Source organism: Stenotrophomonas sp. 05N423, from assembly GCF_056397145.1.
Genome location: NZ_JBFTMV010000006.1, coordinates 14,729 through 35,249 on the forward strand (window position 1 = coordinate 14,729; position 20,521 = coordinate 35,249).

Below are 20,521 nucleotides of genomic sequence, written 5' to 3' on the forward strand. Positions count from 1 at the left end.
GCTGGATGCGGTGCGGAGCCATCATAGCCAATTAGGAAACCGGTGTCATTCCGCAGCGCGGAATGCTTGTTTTCCTTTCCGGAACAATGGTTTGAGGGTCAATCCAGAGGTGGCTGGCAGGAATCGCGCACGATCAGGTGCGGGCGCACGCTGGCGATCTGCAGCGCGGCCTGGCCCTCGGGCTGGATCAGCATCGCCGCGGCGGTGCGTCCGGTGTCACGGGTATTGCGCCGTACCGAGGTCAGCGACGGCCACAGCCGCGAAGCCAGCGGGCTGTCGTCGTAGCCGACCACCGACAACTCGCGCGGGATGTTGATGCCGGCGCGCATGGCGACCTTGTAGACACCGGCGGCCATCTCGTCGTTGCCGGTGAAGATGGCGGTCGGGCGCTGCTTGCCGAGCAGCAGCTTCTCCGCCGCGGCCACGCCGGATTCGAAGGTATAGCCGGCCTCGATGATGCGCGCCGGCGGCAGTTCGATGCCGCGGTTCTGCAACGCTTCGATGAAACCGGCGGTGCGCTCGTGCGCCGAGCGGTAGGCCGACGGACCGGTGATCAGGGCGATGTCGCGGTGGCCGAGCGAGAGCAGGTAGTCGGCGGCCTCGGCAGCGCCGTCGCGGTCGTGGGTGATCACCATCTGCGAGGTGTCGTCCAGCGGCAGCGAGGCGATGCGGGTGTAGCGGCAGCCGATTTCTTCCAGCATGTCGGCCAGCGCCTGGTCCTCGGAAGCGCGCGGCACCAGGATCACGCCATGCAGCTTCTGCTGCTGCACGAAGCGCTTCACGCCCTCGATGTAACCGGGGCTGCGCGTGTCGCAGGGATGCACCACCAGCTCGAAGCTGGAGCCGCGCAGCGCGTCGAGCGCGCCGTACTGCATGTCCACCAGGTATTGCGCGGTGGGATTGTCGTAGACCATGCCGATCAGGAACGAGCGCCGGAATGCCAGGCCGCGCGCCAGCGGATCGGGCGTGTACCCGACCTCGCGCATCAGCGCCTCGACCTTCTCGCGCGTGTCCTTCCGCACCAGCGGCGAGTTGTTGATGATCCGCGACACGGTCTTCTTGGAGACGCCGGACAGGCGCGCGATGTCGTTGATGGTCGCGGCCCTGCCCAAGGGCCGGGTTGTGGCGTCGGAATCGGCCTTCTTGCGCAATGACATGTCCTTGCAAACCATCCAGCGGAACGGGTTCTGGCGGGGCCGCGCCCGACCGGGCGCGGCGAAAGGGGCGGCGCGGCGGCCTCCAGCCGGTGCCGGCGGAGTCCGCCGGGGCAGGGCCGGAAACCCGCGCCAGGCGGTGATGTTAGCCCGAGACGCCGCCCCGGGCTGGAATCATCGGCCCGGTTCCCGCCGCGACGGCGCTCAACCGCGCAGCAGCGCCGGCAGCCACAGCGACAGCTGCGGGAAGAACGCCACCACCAGCAGTACGCCCAGCCCGGCCAGCCAGAACGGCCAGATCGTCTTCATGCTCTGGCCCACGGTGATCTTGCCGATGGCAGTGCCGATGAACAGCACCGAGCCCACCGGCGGCGTCACCAGGCCCAGGCCGCCGGCCAGCACCAGCACCAGGCCGAAATGGATCGGGTCGATGCCGTAGGCCTTCGCCACCGGCAGGAAGATCGGCGTGCAGATCAGGATCAGCGGCGCCAGGTCCATGAAGGTGCCCAGCAGCAGCAGCATCACCACGATCATCAGCAGCACCATGAACTTGCTGTGCGCGAACGACTGCAGGAAATCCACCGCCGCCGCCGGCACCTGCAGGTAGGCCAGCAGCCAGCCGAACACCGCCGCGGTGGCGATCACGAACAGGATCATGCCGGTGCTGCGCGCGGCGTGGATCACCGTGTCCAGGAACGCACGCCAGTTGAGCTGGCGATACAGCACGGTGGTGACCAGCAGCGCGTAGACCACGGCGATGGCCGCCGACTCGACCGCGGTGAAGATGCCGGCGCGGATGCCGATGAAGATCAGCGCCACCAGGCCCAGGCCGGGCAGGGCGGCGACCAGCCGCAGCAGCACCGCGCGCAGGCCCGGGAAGACTTCCACGCCGTAGCCGCGATGCCGCGCCACGGCGTAGCCGGTGACCATCAGCACCACGGTCATCAGCAGCGCCGGCACGATGCCGGCGGCGAACAGGTCGGCGATGGACAGGCCGCCACCGGCCGCGGCCGAGAACAGGATCAGGTTGTGCGAGGGCGGCACCAGCAGCGCCACCAGCGCCGCGGTGATGCTGACGTTGACCGCGAAATCACGGTCGTAGCCGCGCTGCACCATCTGCGGGATCATCGTGCCGCCCACCGCCGAAACGTCGGCAATCGCCGAGCCGGAGACGCCGCCGAAGAACAGCGAGGACAGGATCGACACCTGCCCCAGACCACCGCGCAGGCGCCCGACCAGCGAGGCGGCCAGCGCGATCAGGCGCTCGGAGATGCCGCCGCGCATCATGATTTCACCGGCAAAGATGAACAGCGGGATGGCGATCAGCGAGGCGGTGCCGGTGCCGGCCGAGATCTGCTGCACCAGCACCACCGCTGGCAGGTCGAGATAGAGCAGGGTGGCCAGCGCGGCAGCGGCCAGCGCATAGGCCACCGGCACGCCGATCAGCAGCAGCACGCCGAACGCGAGGAACAGGATTGCGATACCCATGATTCAACGGCCTCCTTCGCTGGCGGCCGGGCGCAGCGCCAGCCACAGCCGGTTCAATGCAAACACCACCATCAGCGCGCCACCGATGCTCAGCGGCAGGTAGTTCACGCTCTGCGGCAGGTCGGCACCGGCGGTCTTGATGTGCAGGCCGTCGATCCACAGCAGCCAGCCCCACCAGGCCAGCACCGCGCCGATGGCGGCCACCACCAGCTGTACCAGCGCATCGACCAGGCAACGCAGGCGCGGGCCGAAATGGTCGTGCAGCAGGTAGAAGCCGAAATGGCGGTTGGTGTGCACGCCGGCGGCCGCACCCAGGCTCATCGCCGTGCTCAGCAGCAACAGGGTGACCGGCTCGGTCCAGCTCGGCGAATCGTTGATCACGTAGCGGGCGAACACCTGCCAGCCCTGCACCACCACCAGCCCGAGCAGGGCGACGACGGCGACGTGGATGACGGCGGTGGCCAGCGCTTGCAGCGCACGCTGCGGGCCAGCCGGGGCAGTGGGGGGAGCGGATTGGGTCATCGCTGCGGGTCCTCAGGCGAAGTCGCGGATGCGGCGGTGCAGTGCGGCGATGTCCGGCTGGCGCAGGTAGTCGCGCAGCAGCGGCGCAGCAGCATCGCGGAACGCGGCGATGTCCACGGCGTTGGCCTTCACGCCGTGGGCCAGCACCGCCTGGCGGGCCTTGTCCTCGGACGCGTCCCATTCGCCGCGCATCACCTGCACCGACTGTCGCGCCAGGTCCAGCAGCAGGCGGCGGTCGCCCGGAGCCAGCGTGTCGAAACTGCGCCGCGACATCAGCAGCACGTCCGGCGCGTACGAATGCTGGCTTTCCGACCAGTAATGCGCGGCCTCGAAGTGGCGGCTGGAATGGAAGCTGCGCATGTTGTTCTCGGCGCCGTCGATCATGTGCGTCTCCATGCCGGAGAACGTGTCGCCCAGCGACATCGGCGTCGGGTTGGCGCCGAACAGGCGCATCAGCTGCAGGAAGATGTCCGAGCTGGCCACGCGCAGTTTCAGGCCATGCAGGTCGTGCGGCTCCACGATCGGATGCTTGGTGTTGTAGAAGCAGCGCGCGCCCGAATCGTAGATCGCCAGGCCGACCAGTCCGCGGCTCTCGAAGCCGGCCAGCACCGCATCGGCGATGCCGCCATCCAGCGCGCGTCGCATGTGCGCGACCGAGTCGAACACGTAGGGCAGGCACAGTGCCTGGGTCAGCGGGAAGGCATTGTTCAGCGCGCCGGAATAGACGCGGGTGATGTCGATGGCGCCGAAGCGCGCCATGTCGATCGCCTCCGACTCGCGGCCGAGCTGACCGGAGTGGTACTGCGCCAGCCGCAGCCGGCCGCCGGTCTCGCGTTCGAGCATCTGCCCGATCCACTTGACCGCGGTGACCGTGGGATAGTCGGCCACGTGGACATCGGTGGCGGTGAGCACACGCCCATCGCCGGCGGCCTGGCGGCCGCCGCCCGAACAGGCCATCAGCGCCGGCGCGGCGAGCGCACCCAGGCCGGTGGCAAGGAAACCTCTGCGATTGATCATCGAACCCCCTCCACGCATATCCACCGTGCGCGCCGGTCAGCCGGCGGCCACGGCCCTGCAGGAAATCTCGCCGTAACCCTCGAAGCGGATCACGGCCTGCTGGCCGACCGCAATATCGTGGATGCCGGTCGCATTGCCGGTGGCGATCAGCTCGCCACGGCGCAGCGGCCGGCCGCGGCGCGCCGAACGCGCCAGTGCGAACGCATAGGCCGCGCGCAGGCCGCCGGGCAGGTTGCTGGCGCCGCCGATGCCGACCACGTTGCCGTCGATCTCGGTGCGCGCCAGCAGCCGTGCTTCATCCAGCCGCGTCCAGTCCACGATTTCGGTGCCCAGCACCAGCCCATTGTTGTTGCCGAAGTCGGAGACGACCACCCGCGGCCCCAGCACGTTGATCGTCGCCAGCGGGCTGCTGGCCACCTCCACGCCGGTGAACAGGCGCGCGGGCAGGGCGGCGGCTTCGTCCGGCGTCCAGTCGAGCTTGTCGGCGGGCGCGTCGGCATCGAGCTGCAGCACGTATTCGGCTTCGACCGCGGCGAAACCGCCGGCGCCGGAGAACACCGGGATATCCACGATGCTACCGGTGGCATTCCAGAGCCTGCGCGAGAACACCGGGCCCAGCAGGCGCTCGTCCCCGGACGCGTCGCGGCGCTCGGCGGCGATGTAGCCGACCTTCCAGCCGACCACGTCGTCGTCCCAGCGGCCGATGGCCAGGTCCTGCACCTGATAGGCGGTCACCAGATCGGCCGGGATCGCGCCGGGAAAATCCGCGAGCGAACGCCCCGCGCGACGCGCCTCCACGAAGTGGCGGGCGATGTCGTCCAGCGCGGCGGACGGGTCCTGTCGGCCTTGATCGTTGCTCAAGTGGCTCTCCTGGTGGCGTTGCTGCACCGCCCATCGACAGTGCTGTGGGTGCTGTATATGGTAAACCGGTGTCATATGGCAATACGCAACGCATCACGGCCCCCTCGGCCCCGCATCGCGAGATTCCCCATGTTCCTGGCAGGCATCCGTAGTTCATTGTTATTGATGGTTTTTATCGTGGCTTCGGGACTTGCCCCCGGAACCGTGGCCGCCAGCACCGACGGTGAACCGGTAGCGGGATCGGCGCAGCGGATCGCGCTGTGGCCGGCCGGATTGGCACCGGGGGACAAAGCATTGGCGCAGGCGCCGCAGATCGTCGAGCGCAGCACCGACCCGGCGCTGCCGGACCGCTACATCACCCACGTCAGCGAGCCCTGGCTGGTCGTGTACCGTCCCGCCCGCCCCAACGGCACCGCGCTGCTGGTCACGCCCGGTGGCGGCTACCAGCGCGTGGTGCTGGACAAGGAAGGCTCGGCGCTGGTGCCGGCCTTCGTCGAACAGGGCGGCGTCACCCTGTTCGTGCTGCGCTACCGGCTGCCGGGCGAAGGCCGCGAGGATCGCGACGCGGCGCTGGCCGATGCGCAGCGCGCGTTGCGCCTGATCCGCGCCCGCGCCGACGAATGGCAGCTGGATCCGCGGCGCATCGGCGTGATCGGCTTCTCCGCCGGCGGGCACCTGGCCGCGCGCCTCGGCATCGGCTTCGACCAGCAGGCCTACCCGGCGACGGACGCCATCGACCGCGTCAGCGCGCGCCCGGATTTCCAGCTGTTGATCTATCCGGTGATCGACATGGCCGGCGCGGACGCGCATCCCGGTTCGCGCGAGCGCCTGCTCGGCGCGCAGCCGGAACCGCAGCTGCTGCGCCGCTATTCGATGCAGTACCAGGTCCGCACCGACACACCGCCGACCTTCCTGGTGCATGCCGGCGACGATGCCGCGGTGCCGGTCGGCAACAGCCTGGCCTTCTGCGCCGGACTGCACCAGGCCGGCGTACCGACCGAACTGCACGTGTTCCCGCGGGGCGGACACGGCTTCGGCACGCGCGGCACTGCCGGCCTGACCACCGCCGCCTGGCCGCGGCTGGCGCTGGACTGGATCGCCGCGCAGGCGACGGAGCGCACGCCATGAGCACCGCACCCGACAACCCGCAACGCCGCCATTTCCTGCACGCCGGCGCCCTGTGTTCGCTTGGCGCCGGCCTCGCCGCCGCCCTGCCGGCCGCAGCCGCGCGCGGGCAGGCCAGCCCGATCGCGCGCGTGCGCTCTGGCCGCATCGCCGGGCAGACCGAACAGGGCATCCATGTCTTCCGCGGCATCCCCTATGGCGCCGATACCGCAGCGCGACGCTTCCAGCAGGCGGCGCTGGAAACGCCATGGCAGGGGATACGCGATGCGCTGGCCTACGGCTCCGCCGCACCGCAGACCAGCGGCGAAGGGCCGGGCAGCGAGGACTGCCTGTATCTCAACGTGTGGACGCCCGCCCTGCGCGACGGCGCCCGCCGCCCGGTGCTGGTGTACATCCACGGTGGCGCCTACAACAACGGCTCCGGCAGTGATCCCTTGTACGACGGCGGCAATCTGTGCCGGCGCGGCGACATGGTGGTGGTCACCGTCAACCATCGTCTCAACGTGTTCGGCTACCTGTATCTGGCCGGGCTCGGCGGCGAGGCATTCGCCGATTCCGGCAACGCCGGCCAGCTCGACCTGGTGCAGGCGCTGCAGTGGGTACGCCAGCACGCGGCCGAGTTCGGCGGCGACGCCGGCAACGTCACCGTGTTCGGCCAGTCCGGCGGCGGCGCCAAGATCGCCACGCTGATGGCGATGCCCGCGGCGAAAGGCCTGTTCCACCGCGCCTGGACGATGAGCGGCCAGCAGGTCACCGCCGCCGGCCCGCGCGCGGCGACGCAGCGCGCGCGACGCGTGCTGGACCACTTAGGCCTGCACGACCCGCAGGCGCTTCGCACACTGCCGGTGGAAGCGCTGCTGGAAGCGGTGAAGCTGCGCGACCCCTCGTGGGTCGAGGACACCGGCCTGTACTTCGGCCCGGTGCTGGACGCGCGCCACCTGCCGGTGCATCCGTTCTGGCCGCAGGCGCCGCTGCAGTCGGCCGGCATTCCCATGGTCATCGGCAACACGCATGACGAGACCCGTGCCTTCCTCGGCCACGACGCGCGCAACTTCGCGCTGGGCTGGGACGAGCTGCCGGCGAAGCTGGAGAAAGAACAGTTCGTGGACCTGCTGCCATCGGTGGTGATCGCCGCCTACCGGCAGATGTATCCGCACTACACGCCATCAGAGGTGTTCTTCGCCGCGACCACCGCCGGGCGCTCGTGGCGCGGTGCGGTCGAAGAACTGGAAGCGCGTGCGCGGCAGGGCGCACCGACCTGGGCCTACCAGCTGGACTGGTACGACCGCGGCGGCGAAGCGGAACGGCTGCGCGCCTTCCATACGCTGGACATCCCGCTGGTGTTCCACAACACGCGGCAGCCCCGTTCGCGCACCGGCGCCACCGCATCGGCCACGCGCATGGCCGACGCGATGAGCGACGCGCTGCTGGCCTTCGCCCGTCACGGCGATCCCAACCATGGCGGACTGCCGCACTGGGAACCGTATTCGCTGCGGCGCCGGCAGACCCTGGTGTTCGACGATGGCAGCCGCCTGCAGGACGATCCGCGCGGCGGCGAGCGCCGGCTGTACGAACAGGTGCCATTCTTGCAGCGTGGTACGGCGTGAACCGCACAGGCAATCGAGCGAAGCGGAACGACGAACGGAATGTTCACCGCGTTGCCCTAGACTGGCCACATGATGTCAGATGCAACCGGTTATTCCGATTTCATCGGCCGCGAGCGGCTGGTGGCGGCCATCGACGCGGCGCTTGCCGCGCCTGACGTCGCCGCCACGGTGGCGCGGATCGAACAGGCACTGCAGCAGGCCATCGCCGACCCGACGGTCGTGCTGCCGGGTTGCATACACGAGCCGATCACCGACCACTACGCGCGGCGCGAGCTGTACCGCAGCGCGCGCCACGGCTACAGCATCATCGCCATGACCTGGGGAGCGGGGCAGGGCACGCCATTGCACGACCACGACGGCCTGTGGTGCGTGGAAGGCGTGTGGCAGGGCGTGCTGCGCATCACCCCGTACCGCCTGCTGGAAGACCGCGGCGACACCGCCCGCTTCCAGCCGCTTCCGGCCCTGACCAGCGAGCGCGGCAGCGCCGGCAACCTGATTCCGCCGGACGAGTTCCACGTGCTGCGCAACGCCAGCGACGATGAAATCGCGATCTCGGTGCACGTCTACCAGCGTCCGCTGGAACGTTGCACGGTGTTTGTTCCAGAGATCGGACACGAGGATTGGCATCGGCGCGAGAGCCGGCAGATGCAGACCGACCGCGTCGCATAGATGCGGGGCCTGGCCCCGCATATGGCATTTCCGCTGAAGCCCCGTGCCGGGCAAGTCCGGCACCTACGGCAATGACAACCGGTTGTTGAGCAGCGTCACTTCCTCCGCATCGCCTTCCTGCACCACCCGCACGCTGGCGCCGCTGCGGTCGAAACCAGCCGGCAACGCCAGTTCCACCGTCGTCGTGCGCGGCTTCAGGTCCAGCGGCGCTTCCAATGCCTCAATCGCTACCCGCGCCACTTCGCGGCCACGCGCATCCTCGATCACCGCATGACCGGGCCGGGTGGCGACATGGCCGAGGCTGTGCACGGTCAGCCGCACGCGCCCGTCCACTATCTGCACATCGCCACGGCCGATGCCGAGGTCACCGCGGGTTTCCGCCGGGGCAGCCGCCTGGACCAGTTCGAACTCGAACACCTGCGCCTGCTTCGGCGCGAAGCGCAACGTGGTCGCGGCGCTGCGCTGCAGGGCGACCTCGCGCACCTGCGCCTTGCCATCGATCCTGTCGTCGCCATCGCGGTCGATGCCGCTGGTGATGCGCCAGGTGCCGGCGGCGATGTTCCAGCCGGTCATCGCCGCTTCCAGCGGTTTGTCGCCCATGTTCCAGGCGATCACCTTGAAGCGCTCGCGTGAGGGGGCGTGCACCAGCAGCGCCACCTGCTCGGCGGCGCCGGGCTGGGCGAAACGCCAGCTCACCGTGTGGCCGGGGAAACTCTGGTTGCGCTTGAGCGCGATGCCGCCCAGGCGCAGGCGCTGCAGGAACTCGCTGGGCGCCTCGACGCGGTCGCTCCACCAATGGCCCTCGGTGTTCATGTACTCGCGCTGCGCCTTGGCCTGGATGCCTTCGGCGTGCAGGGCTTCAAGGTACTTCGTGTCTCCGGTCAGCTGCCACGCGGTGACCGCGGCGAAGCCGGTGTCGCCCTTGTCGGCGTCGGCGACCAGCTGTTTGCCCCAGTCCTGCTGGCGGCCGAGCACGTCGATGAAGTTCTCGCCCAGGTTGGACAGCGCGTTCGGGCCGCCCCGCACCACGCGGTAGTCCAGCGCCTTCAGGTAACGATCGTCGCCGCTCCAGCGCCATGCCGCCCAGAACGTGTGCATGACGTCGCCGCCGCCCGAGCCCTGGTTCAGTTCGCCGCCGCGGGTCTTGCCGGTGGCCCAGTTGATCTCGTTGGGCAGGGTCCAGCGGCCCTTGTCGTCGTCGTAGGCGTGGGCGAGATAGCTGTCGGCCAGGCCGGTGACCAGCCTGCGGCCGGTGGGATCGGCGTTGTATTCGCCCATCAGGAACGCCGGGTGCAGCACCGGAAACGAGTACGGCTTCTGCCATTGCCAGTTCGGTTCGCGGTACACCTTGTTGCCGCCGAACCAGTTGCTGGAGAACAGCAGCTGCCCCTGCGGATTGCGCAGGATGATGCGCTCGTCGAAGGCGCGCACCGTTTCCATCAGGCGTTCGACAGTCAGCGGGTCGCCCCAGTTGAGGTAGAGCATCGCGCTGTTGGCGTTGATGCCGTCCTCGTAGGAATGCAGTTCGTCGGTCTCGATGGTGCTCAGGCCGTTGGAGAACATGCCGTTTTTGTACACCGCGTCGGACAGCGCGGTCAGCGAGGCATTGAGCCGGTCGGGCTCCACGCCCATCAACGCCAGCCCCGGCCACTGTTGGGTGAGGTCGGTGTCGTCGGAAATGCCGCCGCCGAAATCGCCGTATTCGACCTGGCGGTTGTCGATCCACCAGTCGACGAAGCGGCGCACGCGCTTGAGGTCTTCCACCTGCCGGAATGCCCACAGCGGCACGCCCTTTGGCGGCTGCGGCTGCTGGAACGGCGGCCGGCCCTGGCTGTTGTAGCTGATGTAGTTCCAGTACAGCCGGCCCAGCTCGTGCTCGGGGTCCACGCGCAGCAGGTCGCTCAGGTCGGCGTAGACGCGCGCGTACAGGCGCTGGCGCTTGGAGGTGGTGTGTTCCTCGACCAGGAAACCCCAGTTGTCGCGCACCTGGTTGAAGCGGTCGGCGACGTGTTCCTTGAGCGCCTCCCTGCGGTCCTTGAACACCAGCCGTACCTCCGCGCCGTCCAGCGAGGTGGCGTTGAAGCCGGGCGCGGCCGAAGCGATGGAAATCCACAGGCTGTCGGCAGTGAGGATGCGATCGCGCAGGTCCAGCCAGAGCGTGCGCTTCTGCCCGGGCCGCACCGAGACCGATACGTCCATCATGTCGCGCGCCGGCCAGATCGGATCCTTGATGCGGATGTTCAGCGGGATCAATCCGTCATGCGTTGCCGGCAGGTCGAGCGCGGGAAGATCGAGCGCCACGCCGTCCAGCCCGTCGTGCATGTTCTCCCAGCTGTAGGCCCAGCTGCGGATCAACGGCTGCGCCGCCGGCGCGTCGCCGACGCCGGATGGAACGAGCACGTGCACGATGGGCTGCGGGTGCGTCGGCAGCGAGCCGGCCGCACGCCTGCGCGAACCGGCACCCTTGGGCAGCGCCATCACCACGCTGCGTTCGTCGGGCGCGAAGCGGCCGTCGATGTAGTCGCGCAGCGCGGCGACGTTGGTGTAGTCCGGCAGCACGCTGCTGTCGATCAGGTAGCGCTGCTTGACCGTGCCCTGCGGCTCGGCCGCATCACTGACGCGGTAACCCCAGATTTCCTGGATCGGCGTTTCCTGCTCGACGTTGCTGAAGCGCAGCGCGCCGCCGGTCTGCGCGGCGAAATCATTCACGCTGCGGACCACGCCCTTCGGCCGGGTGAACAGGGTGCCGGCATCGCCGTCGAGCGTGCCGAAGGCGGCGCCGCGGATCTCGATGCGGTTGATCTGCTCATCGGCAGGCACGGTCAGATCGAGGTGTTGCCCGCCTTCTACATAGGTGTTCCAGTCCGGCAGCTGGAAGTAGTCATTGCGGCCGGGCAGGCGCGAGCGGTTGTAGACGCCAGGCCAGGTGGTCTCGGCGATGCCATCGGTGCCCTTCCACATCCACTGCTTCTTGTCCTTGGCGTCGGCGAACTCGATCTTGCGGATCGTCGTCGTCGCTGCGGCCAGCACCGGCGGCGGCGCGCCCTCCCAACCGTAACGATGCCACCACGCACGCTGCGAGGCGGCCGCGGCATCAGCCGCGCGCGGCTCCACATTGCGCGCCAGCGCGGCCACGTCGTCGCCATCGAGCATGCGGTCGTAGACGCGGATCTCGTCCACGTCGCTGCCACGCAGGAAGTTGTAGCGGCTCTGCACCTGGTAGGGCGCCATCACCCGCCCGGCCAGGCCCAGCTGATCGAGCGCGGCGTCATAGTCACCGGTGGTCTCCACGCGCGCCACTTCGCGACCGTCGAGGAACAGGCGCACGCCCTGGTCCTCGTCCCAGGCGAAGGCGATGTGCTGCCATTGTCCGGGCGATGGGTTTTTTTCCAGCCGGAAGGAAACACGGGTACGTGCAAGGTTGGCGTCGGTGACGAAGGCGTCGAAGCCGTGGCCGTTCCAGTCGATGCGCAGCCAGGTCATGTCCCAGCTGCTGTGATCGGCATAGCCGACGCGAAAAATCACGAACGGCGCTTCGCCCACCGCATAGCGCGATCGCCAGAAGAAGGACAGGGTGCCGCGCTCGGCGCGGATGTTGCCCGGCGCGTTCCACGACAGCACGCCGTCGTCTTCCCAGCGGATCGCGCGGCCATGCGCACCGTCGTCTACCAGGCTCACCTTGTCCTGGAAGTTGGGCACGGCATCGCCCTGCGCCTGGTCGGCGACGAAACCCTGGTCGGCCGAGACGCGGAACAGCAGTTGCGCCGGGGAAGAATGCGCCGCCGCCGGGAGAGCGGCGGACAGCGCGGAAGCCAGCAGCAAGAGGTGGAGCGGGGAACGGGCGGAACGTCGTGACATCGTGCGTCTCTTGGAAACGTGCGTACAGTTGCCGGTACCGCACGCGGTGGGCCAAGTTAGCGACGCCGACGCATCATCACATCCTGCGTCGCACCATCTCCGTAACCCTCCCGGCTTTGCGCCGGGAGGGCATCACGCATCAGAACTTGTAGCGCAGGCCCAGCGTGTAGGTGCGGCCGGTCTGGCTGTACTCCAGCGGCAGCGACACCGACGGGTTGGCCACCCACGATTCCTGCGCCTCGTTGGTCAGGTTGGCGCCTTCCAGGCTGATCTCCAGCTGGTTGCTGATGCGGTAGTGGATCGACGCATCGAGGATGGTGGTGCCGCTCTGGCCGTGCACGCCGCTGGCGTCGCTGTCGAAGCCCTTTTCGGTGCCCGGCACCGCGATCAGGTAGTCGTTGCGGTTGGTCGCCGAGACGCGGCCGGAGAAGCTCTTGCCTTCATAGAACAGGGTGGCGTTCCACGAGTTCTTCGACTGCCCGGTCATCGGCGCCTTCTGCGCGGCTGCGCCGGAAGACAGCAGGTACTGGATGTCCGAATCCACGTAGGTGTAGTTCAGCTGCGTGCCGAAGTTGCTCCACTTGCCCGGCAGGAAGGTGAACGGCTGCACGTAGTTCAACTCCACGCCCTGCAGCTTGCCGCCGGGGGTGTTGATCGGCACGGTGAAGGTGAACTCGTCGCTGGGACTGGCGTTGAGGTTGTCCAGAAGGCTGGCCGGCAGGCCGCTGTCGGCATAGATCCGGTTTTCCTTGGTGTTCTGGATGTAGCTGCCGATGTCCTTGTAGAACAGGGTCGCGCCGAGCATGGCACCTTCGCCCAGGTACCACTCGAAGCCCAGGTCGTAGCTCTTGGCGCGCACCGGGTCGAGCATCGGGTTGCCGCCGCTGACCGTCTTCGCGCTGCCACTGACGCTGACCGTCACGCCCGGGGTCAGGCTGCCCAGGCCCGGACGCGACATCACCTTGGCCGCGGCAAAGCGCACCAGGAAGTCCGGCGTGACCTCGGCCACCACGTTCAACGACGGCAGGGTGTCGTTGTATTCGCGGGTCACGGTGGCAGGCACCGGCTTGCCGCTGGCTGTGGCGACGCCGGAAGAAGTCTGCTTGGTACGAACGTGGCGCACGCCGATGTTGCCGTACACCGGGATCGAGCCGATTTCGGTGGAGAACTTGCCCATCAGCCAACCGCTGCGGTCCTGTTCCTCGACACCGCGATTGCTGGCGGCGTAATCGCTCAGTGCATAGATGCCCTCGCCGCTGAGTACACCGAACATGTTGGCGATGGCGTCGAAGTTCGGCACCACCCACTTGCCCGGCGAACCGGCCAGACCGCTGAGGCTGGCCTGCTCGGTCATGTCGACCGGAACGATCTTGTTGCCGGTGCTGAAGTTCGGCAGCGAATTGGCCTCGTTCGCGGTGCGGCGGCGCTCCAGCGAGCCGAAGCTGTAGTTCTTGCCCTGCACGCCGCCGCTCAAGGTGAACGACGGGCCGATGACCCAGGCGAAGTCCAGCTCGCCGTTGTGGAACTCGTTGGTCACGTAGTTCTGGCGCAGGCGGATGGTGGACAGCGTCCAGCCGTTCGGATCGGTCGGGCTGACACCGTAGTTGAACACCGGCTTGTTGGCGTTGCCCCGGTAGTCGTAGCTGTAGCCCTGCACGTTCAGCTTGTCCATCATGATGGTCGCCTGGACCGGATTCTCATGCTTGGACTTCGACGTACCGACCCTGCCGCTGAGGGTGAAGTTGTCGGTCAGCTTGTGCTCGCCATCAAGGCTGAGCTGGTAGAAGTCCGTGCTCCACTCGTCGTGGCGGTTCTCGGCGCGGATATCCACGTTGTCCATCTGCGCATAGACCAGTGCGCCATTGCGCACTTCGCCGGCGTTGACCAGGATTTCCTTCTTGCCCTTGTCATCGGACTTGCTCAGGCCGTTGGCCTCGATGTACTTCTCGTCGCGCTTGGCGTCGATCTTCGAGTACAGCGCGTCCAGGCTGAAGGTGGTGCGGTCGCTGGGCTTGAACTGCAGCGAACCGGTCACGCCCAGGCGCTTCTGGTCGTGTTCCATCAGCGTGTAGCGCGGGAAGCGCGGCGCATAGACGTCGGACTTCAATGCCTCCTTGAACGCGGAATTCGGACTGAAGCCGCCATTGGTGGTGCCGCCGGACCAGCGTACGGTGCCGGTGCCTTCCTCCACGGTGTCGCGCTCGGAATACGCCACCGACAGCAGGGCGCCGACCTTGCCGTCGGCCCAGCTGTTGGCGATCAGGCCGGCGAAGCGCGGCATGGCCGCCTGCGAGGCATCGTTGTAGCCGGCCTGTACGTTGCCGACCATGGTGAAGCCGTCATAGTCGAACGGACGCGCGGTGCGCAGATCGACGGTCGCGCCGAGCGAGCCTTCCTCCACGTCGGCCGAGGCGGTCTTGCGCGCGATCAGCTGCGAGAACAGGTCCGAGGCGAATACGTTGAAGTCGAAGCCACGGCTGCGGTTGGTGCCGCCCTGGCCGTCGCTGCTGCCGACGGTGCTCAGCGCTTCCATGCCGTTGATGCGCACGCGGGTGAAATCCGGGCCCAGGCCACGCACGGTGATCTGGCGGCCTTCGCCGCCGTCGCGGGTGATGACCACGCCGGGAATGCGCTGCAGCGATTCGGCCAGGTTGCTGTCCGGGAACTTGCCGATGTCCTCGGCGACGATGGCGTCGACCATGCCGGCCTCGCCACGCTTGATGTCCAGCGCCTTCTCGACGCTGGCGCGGTAGCCGGTGACGGTCACGGTGTCCAGTTCGGTGGCGGCGGTGCCGGCATCCTGGGCCGACGCGGCGCCGGCCTGCAGGGCCAGCGCGATCGACAGCGCGAGTAAGGTAACCGGTGTCTTTTTCTGCTTGCTGTGTGGATACATGTGTTTCCCCCTCTCCAAAGGTTTACATGCGAAGCGGTGATTTCTGTAGTGCCAAAGGCCTATGACACCGCTGGTCAAAACCGAAAGTAGCAGGAGCGCCGGGAGGGAGCATCTTGCACTGCAACAGGCGGTTAAACCGCCGCAACCCCTTGTCTTTGGGACATTACGGCGCCGATCCCGACAGGGACAAGGGACATTTCCCGGTCAATGACACCGATGGTCAAACTATCGTGCCATCATTCCCGCCCATGTAGACCGCGACAGGAGTCCCGATGAGTTCCCCCCGTGTTGTCTGTTTCGGCGAGCTGCTGCTGCGGCTCGGCGCACCTGGCCACCAGCTGCTGCTGCAGACCCCGGCGCTGGAGGTGCATTGCGGCGGTGCCGAAGCCAATGTCGGCGTGTCGCTGGCTCACTTCGGCCATGACGTGGCGATGGTCGGCGTGGTCGCCGACAACCCGCTGGGTGCGGCGGTGACCGGCGAACTGCGCCGGCATGGCGTGGACACAGGCCGTGTGCGACGCGGCGAGGGCCGCATGGGCCTGTACTTCCTGACCACCGGCGCCGGCCACCGGCCCAGCGAAGTGGTCTACGACCGCGCCGATTCGGCCTTCGCCAACGCGCGCGCCGACAGCTACGACTGGCCGGCGCTGCTGCATGGCACGCAGTGGCTGCATCTGTCCGGGGTGAGCCCGGCGCTCGGCGCCGAGGCGGCGCAGGCCACGCTGGCGGCGGCGCGCGCGGCCAGCGCGGCGGGCATCAAGGTGTCCTTCGACGGCAATTTCCGGCCGAAGCTATGGGAGCGCTGGGGTGGCGACGCCAGGGCGATCCTGCGCGACCTGTTCGACTGCGCGCATATCGTGTTCGCCGACCACCGCGACATCGGCGTGGTGCTGGGAGGCGAGTTTCCGCAGGCCGACGCGCAGGCGCGCGTGGATGCGGCCGCGGCGATGGCGTTCGCCGCCTTCCCGCGCCTGCAGTACATGGCCTGCACCCAGCGCACGACGCACAGCGTCGGCCACCATTCGCTCGGCGCGATGCTGCTCGGCCGCGACGGCACCCGCGCGGTCGCACCGGCCGAGGAGCTGACCGACATCGTCGACCGCATCGGCGGCGGCGACGCTTTCGCCGCCGGCGTGCTGCATGGCCTGATCGAAGGCTTCGACGCCGATGCCACGATCCGCTTCGGCCTGGCCGCGGGCTGCCTGAAGCACTCCATTCCCGGCGATTTCAACCCGGTCGGCGTGGCCGACGTGATGGCCCTGGTGGGCGAAGGAAGGTTCGATGTCCGCCGCTGATCCGCGCGTGCGCGCCGTCCTCAAGCTGGCGCCGGTGATCCCGGTGTTCACCCCCGACGCCATCGACGATGCCGTGCAGGTGGCGCAGGCGCTGTTCCGCGGCGGCCTGCCGGTGATCGAGGTGACGCTGCGCACGCCCACCGCGATGGAGGCGATCGGGGCGATGGTCGAGGCCGTACCCGACGCGGTGATCGGCGCCGGCACCGTGCTCGACGCGCGGCAGATGGAGCAGGTCAAAGCCATCGGCGGCCGCTTCGCGGTGTCGCCGGGCGCCACCGACCGGCTTTACGCCGCCGCGCGCGATACCGACCTGCCGCTCCTGCCGGGCGTGGCCACCTCGTCGGAGCTGATGCGCGGGTTGGAACAGGGGCTGGATACGTTCAAGTTCTTCCCGGCGGTGCAGGCCGGCGGCGCGGCGATGCTGTCGGCGTGGAACGGCCCGTTCGGCGACGTGCGCTTCTGCCCGACCGGCGGCATCAGCGCGCAGACCGCCGCGCAGTTCCTGCACCTGCCCAATGTGCTGTGCGTCGGCGGCTCGTGGCTGACCACGCGCGAACTGCTGGCGGCGCGCGACTGGGCCGGCATCGAACGGCTGGCGCGCGAGGCGGCAGTGTTGGCGGGCTGACCCGGCGTCGGATGGCTTCCCGGCGCGTCCAGGGCGTGATCACGATCAATGCGCCGCCGGGCGAGTGGCGCCAGAGTAGGCGCATTCCCTGACGGAGATCGCGCATGGACAGGACGATGAAGGCCGCGGTAGTGCGGGCATTCGGCCAACCGCTGGTCATCGAAGAGGTGCCGGTACCGCGGCCGGGCGCCGGCGACATCCTGGTGAAGATCGAGGCCTGCGGTGTCTGCCACACCGACCTGCATGCCGCCGAGGGCGACTGGCCGGTCAAGCCCGAGCCCCCATTCATTCCCGGCCACGAGGGCGTGGGCCATGTGGTCGCGGTGGGCGAAGGCGTCCACCATGTAAAGGAAGGCGACCGCGTTGGCATCCCCTGGCTGTATTCGGCCTGCGGCCATTGCGAGCACTGCCTGGGCGGCTGGGAAACACTGTGCGAAAGCCAACGCAACACCGGCTACTCGGTCAACGGCGGATTCGCCCAGTACGCACTGGCCAACGCGGACTACGTCGGCCATCTGCCGAAGAACCTGGGCTTCGTCGAGGTCGCTCCGGTGCTGTGCGCCGGCGTCACCGTCTACAAGGGCCTGAAGGTCACCGACACCAAGCCGGGCGACTGGGTGGCGATCTCCGGCATCGGCGGCCTCGGCCACATGGCCGTGCAGTATGCGCGGGCTATGGGCCTGAACGTCGCGGCGGTGGACGTGGATGAGGACAAGCTCGCCCTGGCGCGGCGGCTGGGCGCGGCGGTCACCGTCGATGCCCGCACCACGGACCCGGCGGCGTTCCTGAAGAAGGAGATCGGCGGCGCCCACGGCGCACTGGTGACCGCGGTATCGCCCAAGGCGTTCGAGCAGGCGCTGGGCATGGTCCGGCGCGGCGGCACGGTGTCGCTCAACGGCCTGCCGCCCGGCGATTTCCCGCTGGATATCTTCGGCATGGTGCTCAACGGCATCACCGTGCGCGGCTCCATCGTCGGGACCCGCCTGGACCTGCAGGAATCGCTGCAGTTCGCCGCCGACGGCAAGGTCGCCGCGACGGTCGCCACCGATACGCTGGACAACATCAACGCGGTGTTCGCGCGCATGCGCGCCGGCCAGATCGAAGGGCGCGTCGTGCTGGACATGAACGCCTGACCGCCCGTGCATGACCGCCGTCGCCCGCGTCCCCTCCCGCGGGCGCGGCGGCCGTGCCATCTCCGCCTCAGCGCGGCCCCCACTGCCATTCCAAGCCCAGCGTCCAGCCGCGATCCGGGCCGGGTTCGTAGTAGCGCTGGTTGCCATCGTTGACGATGACCGAGCCGACGTAGCGCCGGTCCAGCAGATTGTCCACGCGCGCGAACAGGCGCAGCGGGCCGTGCGCGGTCCGCCACTGGCGGGCCGCCTCCAGGTTCAGCAGTACATAGCCGGGCGCGCGTTCGTCGCCCAGGTCGGTGGCGGGCGTGGCGCTGGCGGCCACGGTTTCGACCGCCAGCAGCCACGGACCCGGTTGCCAGCGCCAGCGCGCCTGCAGTTGCCGGCGCGGCACGCCCGGCAGCGCGGTACCGGCGGCCACCGGGTTGCGCGGCACGGTACAGGGCGCGGGCAGGCCGGTGCAGGCGAGGTAGCCCTCGCGCACGCTGGCCTGCAGCCAGGTCCAGACCAGTTGCAGCCGCTGGGTTTCGCCGATGGGCTGCAGCCAGCCCATCTCCACGCCCTGGCGGCGGGTGGCGCCGATGTTGCGGTAGCTGCTGCGGCCGCCGGTGTTGCTGGCCACGGCCAGCTCGTCGTCGGTGTCGGCGCGGAACAGCGCCAGTTCCAGCCGCGCCCCGGCCTGCGTACGCCATTTGGCGCCGAGCTCATGGTTGCGGCTGGTGGCCGGGGACAGGTCCAGCGCCAGCCCGGCGCCGCCATCGGCGCGATAGCCCAGCTCGTTGAAGGTCGGCGTCTCGAAGCCGCGGCCGGCCGAGGCATACAGGCGCAGGTTCTCGCCAGCGCGGAACACCAGCCCGGCCACCGGCGTGGTGGCCGCATAGTCGCGGCGGCCGCTGTCGTCGGGATTGCCGGCAGCGATGTAACGGTCGTCGGAACGGAAGCGCACCCGGCTGTGGCGCGCCCCGGCCAGCAGCGACCAGCGCGGGCCGAGCTGCCACCAGGCCTGCGCGAACTGGTCCGCGTTGCCGACGCGGTCGCGCTGGTCGCGGCGCAGCCGACCCCTGACGCCCAGCGTGTCGCCGACGAAGTTTTCATGGCCGGTGCGGTGCTGCCGCTGGCGGTCGGCGTTGGCGCCGATCACCAGTTCCAGCGGCCGGCCGGCCAGCGCGCCATGCCAGGCCCAGCGTGCATCCATCCCGCCGTAACCGCCGTCCAGGTCGACCACCCCGCCCGAATGCAGCGGGCTGGCCTGCGCCACCGGCGGGATCGCCAGGAACTGCTCGACCGTGCGCTGCCCGGCATAGGCCATCAACCGCCAGGTCTGCTGCTCGCGTTCCAACGTGTACACCGTGCCGGCCTGCGCCTGCCGCACCGATTTGCGGGTGTCGTACTGGTTGGCGACGGCGGTGGCCTGGCGCGGATCGGTGCGCACCTGGTCGGCGGTCAGGCCCAGCGGGTCCTGCGCGCGCGGGGCATCGAGCACGTTGAACAGCAGGTCCAGGCGCTGGCCCGGCGCAAGCTCGAATCCGAGCCGCGCATTGAGCGATTCGCGCCGCGCCGCGCTGTGTTCGCGCCAGCCATCGCTGCGGTAATCGCTGGCGGCGACGTTGTAGTGCATGGCCGCAACCTGGCCCCTGATCTGCAGGCCCAGACTGCGGCTGTTGTCGCTGCCGATGGCGGCGCGCAGCCGCCACGGGTCGGCCGCCCGGCCGTCGGCGCTCCACAGCTGCACCACACCACCGGAAGAGTTGCCGTACAGCGCGGAGAATGGCCCGCGCAGCACGTCGATGCGGTCGGCGCCGAGCAGGTTGAAGTGCGACAACTGGCCCTGTCCGTCGGGCATCGTCGCCGGCACGCCGTCGGCCAGCAGCCGCACACCGCGCACGCCGAAGGTGGAGCGCGCGCCGAAGCCGCGGATCGACAGCTGCGTGTCCTGCGCCAGGTTCTGCCGCTCGCGCGCCAACAGGCCGGGCACGCCACCCAGGGCTTCGGACACCAGCGCGCCGCGGCCATTGCCGTCCTCGTCCACGTCGATGCTGGTCATCGACGCGGGCAGGTCGAAATCGTCGACCGCATGCACGCGCGCGGCCTGCACCCGCACGGCGTCCAGCGTGGCGGGCGCGGGGCCGGCCCATGCCGTCGCCGGCAGCGCCATGGCCCACCCGATCGCCGGAAACAACCGCTTGCATCGCTTCATGCCGGCATCATCGCCGATCACCGGCAAGCACTGCGTCGCGCCACGACGGTTCCGCCTGAAACCCTGCGGCCAATGGCTCC

The 20,521-nt window shown here is 69.0% G+C and carries 14 protein-coding genes; 6 read left to right on the forward strand and 8 right to left on the reverse strand.

Annotated features, from left to right (window positions below; genetic code table 11):
- Positions 1-98 precede the first annotated feature (98 nt).
- From AC1DGW_RS10980 to AC1DGW_RS11000, 5 genes are all read right to left on the reverse strand, one after another.
- Positions 99-1,157 (reverse strand): LacI family DNA-binding transcriptional regulator, encoded by a 1,059-nt coding sequence (locus AC1DGW_RS10980; RefSeq protein ID WP_478022751.1) that lies wholly within the window; start codon positions 1,155-1,157, stop codon positions 99-101.
- 201 nt (positions 1,158-1,358) lie between these two features.
- A complete protein-coding gene (locus tag AC1DGW_RS10985; protein WP_478022753.1) occupies positions 1,359-2,642 on the reverse strand; it encodes a TRAP transporter large permease in 1,284 nt (427 codons plus the stop codon).
- Between the two features lie 3 nt (positions 2,643-2,645).
- Positions 2,646-3,164 (reverse strand): TRAP transporter small permease, encoded by a 519-nt coding sequence (locus AC1DGW_RS10990; RefSeq protein WP_478022755.1) that lies wholly within the window; start codon positions 3,162-3,164, stop codon positions 2,646-2,648.
- A 12-nt stretch (positions 3,165-3,176) separates the two neighbouring features.
- Positions 3,177-4,181: a TRAP transporter substrate-binding protein gene (locus AC1DGW_RS10995; RefSeq protein WP_478022758.1), complete on the reverse strand. Its 1,005-nt coding sequence runs from the start codon at positions 4,179-4,181 to the stop codon at positions 3,177-3,179.
- Between the two features lie 36 nt (positions 4,182-4,217).
- Positions 4,218-5,042: a 2-keto-4-pentenoate hydratase gene (locus AC1DGW_RS11000; protein WP_478022760.1), complete on the reverse strand. Its 825-nt coding sequence runs from the start codon at positions 5,040-5,042 to the stop codon at positions 4,218-4,220.
- Between the two features lie 165 nt (positions 5,043-5,207).
- Between AC1DGW_RS11000 and AC1DGW_RS11005 the strand changes: the two genes are divergently transcribed.
- The 3 genes from AC1DGW_RS11005 (at position 5,208) to AC1DGW_RS11015 (ending at position 8,443) form a co-directional block, all read left to right on the forward strand.
- Complete coding sequence (locus AC1DGW_RS11005; protein WP_478022762.1) at positions 5,208-6,170, forward strand: alpha/beta hydrolase; 963 nt, start codon at positions 5,208-5,210, stop codon at positions 6,168-6,170.
- Positions 6,167-7,774, forward strand: a complete 1,608-nt coding sequence (locus AC1DGW_RS11010) for a carboxylesterase/lipase family protein (RefSeq protein WP_478022764.1) — start codon at positions 6,167-6,169, stop codon at positions 7,772-7,774. Before AC1DGW_RS11005 ends, AC1DGW_RS11010 begins: the two co-directional genes overlap by 4 nt.
- Positions 7,775-7,843: 69 nt before the next feature.
- Positions 7,844-8,443, forward strand: coding sequence for a cysteine dioxygenase family protein (locus AC1DGW_RS11015; protein WP_478022766.1), 600 nt, complete (start codon positions 7,844-7,846; stop codon positions 8,441-8,443).
- 63 nt (positions 8,444-8,506) lie between these two features.
- On the opposite strand, the gene AC1DGW_RS11020 is transcribed toward AC1DGW_RS11015, so the two are convergent.
- Together AC1DGW_RS11020 and AC1DGW_RS11025 are read right to left on the reverse strand one after the other, a co-directional pair.
- Complete coding sequence (locus tag AC1DGW_RS11020; RefSeq protein WP_478022769.1) at positions 8,507-12,301, reverse strand: LamG-like jellyroll fold domain-containing protein; 3,795 nt, start codon at positions 12,299-12,301, stop codon at positions 8,507-8,509.
- Between the two features lie 139 nt (positions 12,302-12,440).
- Complete coding sequence (locus tag AC1DGW_RS11025) at positions 12,441-15,194, reverse strand: TonB-dependent receptor (RefSeq protein WP_478022771.1); 2,754 nt, start codon at positions 15,192-15,194, stop codon at positions 12,441-12,443.
- Between the two features lie 272 nt (positions 15,195-15,466).
- Here AC1DGW_RS11025 and AC1DGW_RS11030 point away from each other — a divergent pair, with 272 nt between their 5' ends.
- The 3 genes from AC1DGW_RS11030 (at position 15,467) to adhP (ending at position 18,247) form a co-directional block, all read left to right on the forward strand.
- Positions 15,467-16,489 (forward strand): sugar kinase, encoded by a 1,023-nt coding sequence (locus tag AC1DGW_RS11030; RefSeq protein ID WP_478022773.1) that lies wholly within the window; start codon positions 15,467-15,469, stop codon positions 16,487-16,489.
- Positions 16,476-17,114 (forward strand): bifunctional 4-hydroxy-2-oxoglutarate aldolase/2-dehydro-3-deoxy-phosphogluconate aldolase, encoded by a 639-nt coding sequence (gene eda / locus AC1DGW_RS11035; RefSeq protein ID WP_478022775.1) that lies wholly within the window; start codon positions 16,476-16,478, stop codon positions 17,112-17,114. The genes AC1DGW_RS11030 and eda overlap by 14 nt, the downstream gene beginning before the upstream one ends.
- Positions 17,115-17,218: 104 nt before the next feature.
- The gene (gene adhP, locus AC1DGW_RS11040) at positions 17,219-18,247 is read left to right on the forward strand and encodes an alcohol dehydrogenase AdhP (protein ID WP_478022777.1); all 1,029 of its coding nucleotides are present in this window, start codon (positions 17,219-17,221) and stop codon (positions 18,245-18,247) included.
- 67 nt (positions 18,248-18,314) lie between these two features.
- On the opposite strand, the gene AC1DGW_RS11045 is transcribed toward adhP, so the two are convergent.
- On the reverse strand, positions 18,315-20,399 hold the full coding sequence (locus AC1DGW_RS11045) for a TonB-dependent receptor family protein (protein WP_478023095.1): 2,085 nt from the start codon (positions 20,397-20,399) through the stop codon (positions 18,315-18,317).
- Positions 20,400-20,521: the final 122 nt, after the last annotated feature.

What these genes read in the sequence shown, in the direction of transcription:
- AC1DGW_RS10980 (WP_478022751.1), bottom strand. Translation starts at nt 1,157, where the DNA reads ATGTCATTGCGCAAGAAGGCCGATTCCGACGCCACAACCCGGCCCTTG.
- AC1DGW_RS10985 (WP_478022753.1), bottom strand. Translation starts at nt 2,642, where the DNA reads ATGGGTATCGCAATCCTGTTCCTCGCGTTCGGCGTGCTGCTGCTGATC.
- AC1DGW_RS10990 (WP_478022755.1), bottom strand. Translation starts at nt 3,164, where the DNA reads ATGACCCAATCCGCTCCCCCCACTGCCCCGGCTGGCCCGCAGCGTGCG.
- AC1DGW_RS10995 (WP_478022758.1), bottom strand. Translation starts at nt 4,181, where the DNA reads ATGATCAATCGCAGAGGTTTCCTTGCCACCGGCCTGGGTGCGCTCGCC.
- AC1DGW_RS11005 (WP_478022762.1), top strand. Translation starts at nt 5,208, where the DNA reads ATGGTTTTTATCGTGGCTTCGGGACTTGCCCCCGGAACCGTGGCCGCC.
- AC1DGW_RS11010 (WP_478022764.1), top strand. Translation starts at nt 6,167, where the DNA reads ATGAGCACCGCACCCGACAACCCGCAACGCCGCCATTTCCTGCACGCC.
- AC1DGW_RS11015 (WP_478022766.1), top strand. Translation starts at nt 7,844, where the DNA reads ATGATGTCAGATGCAACCGGTTATTCCGATTTCATCGGCCGCGAGCGG.
- AC1DGW_RS11020 (WP_478022769.1), bottom strand. Translation starts at nt 12,301, where the DNA reads ATGTCACGACGTTCCGCCCGTTCCCCGCTCCACCTCTTGCTGCTGGCT.
- AC1DGW_RS11025 (WP_478022771.1), bottom strand. Translation starts at nt 15,194, where the DNA reads ATGTATCCACACAGCAAGCAGAAAAAGACACCGGTTACCTTACTCGCG.
- AC1DGW_RS11030 (WP_478022773.1), top strand. Translation starts at nt 15,467, where the DNA reads ATGAGTTCCCCCCGTGTTGTCTGTTTCGGCGAGCTGCTGCTGCGGCTC.
- eda (WP_478022775.1), top strand. Translation starts at nt 16,476, where the DNA reads ATGTCCGCCGCTGATCCGCGCGTGCGCGCCGTCCTCAAGCTGGCGCCG.
- adhP (WP_478022777.1), top strand. Translation starts at nt 17,219, where the DNA reads ATGGACAGGACGATGAAGGCCGCGGTAGTGCGGGCATTCGGCCAACCG.
- AC1DGW_RS11045 (WP_478023095.1), bottom strand. Translation starts at nt 20,399, where the DNA reads ATGGCGCTGCCGGCGACGGCATGGGCCGGCCCCGCGCCCGCCACGCTG.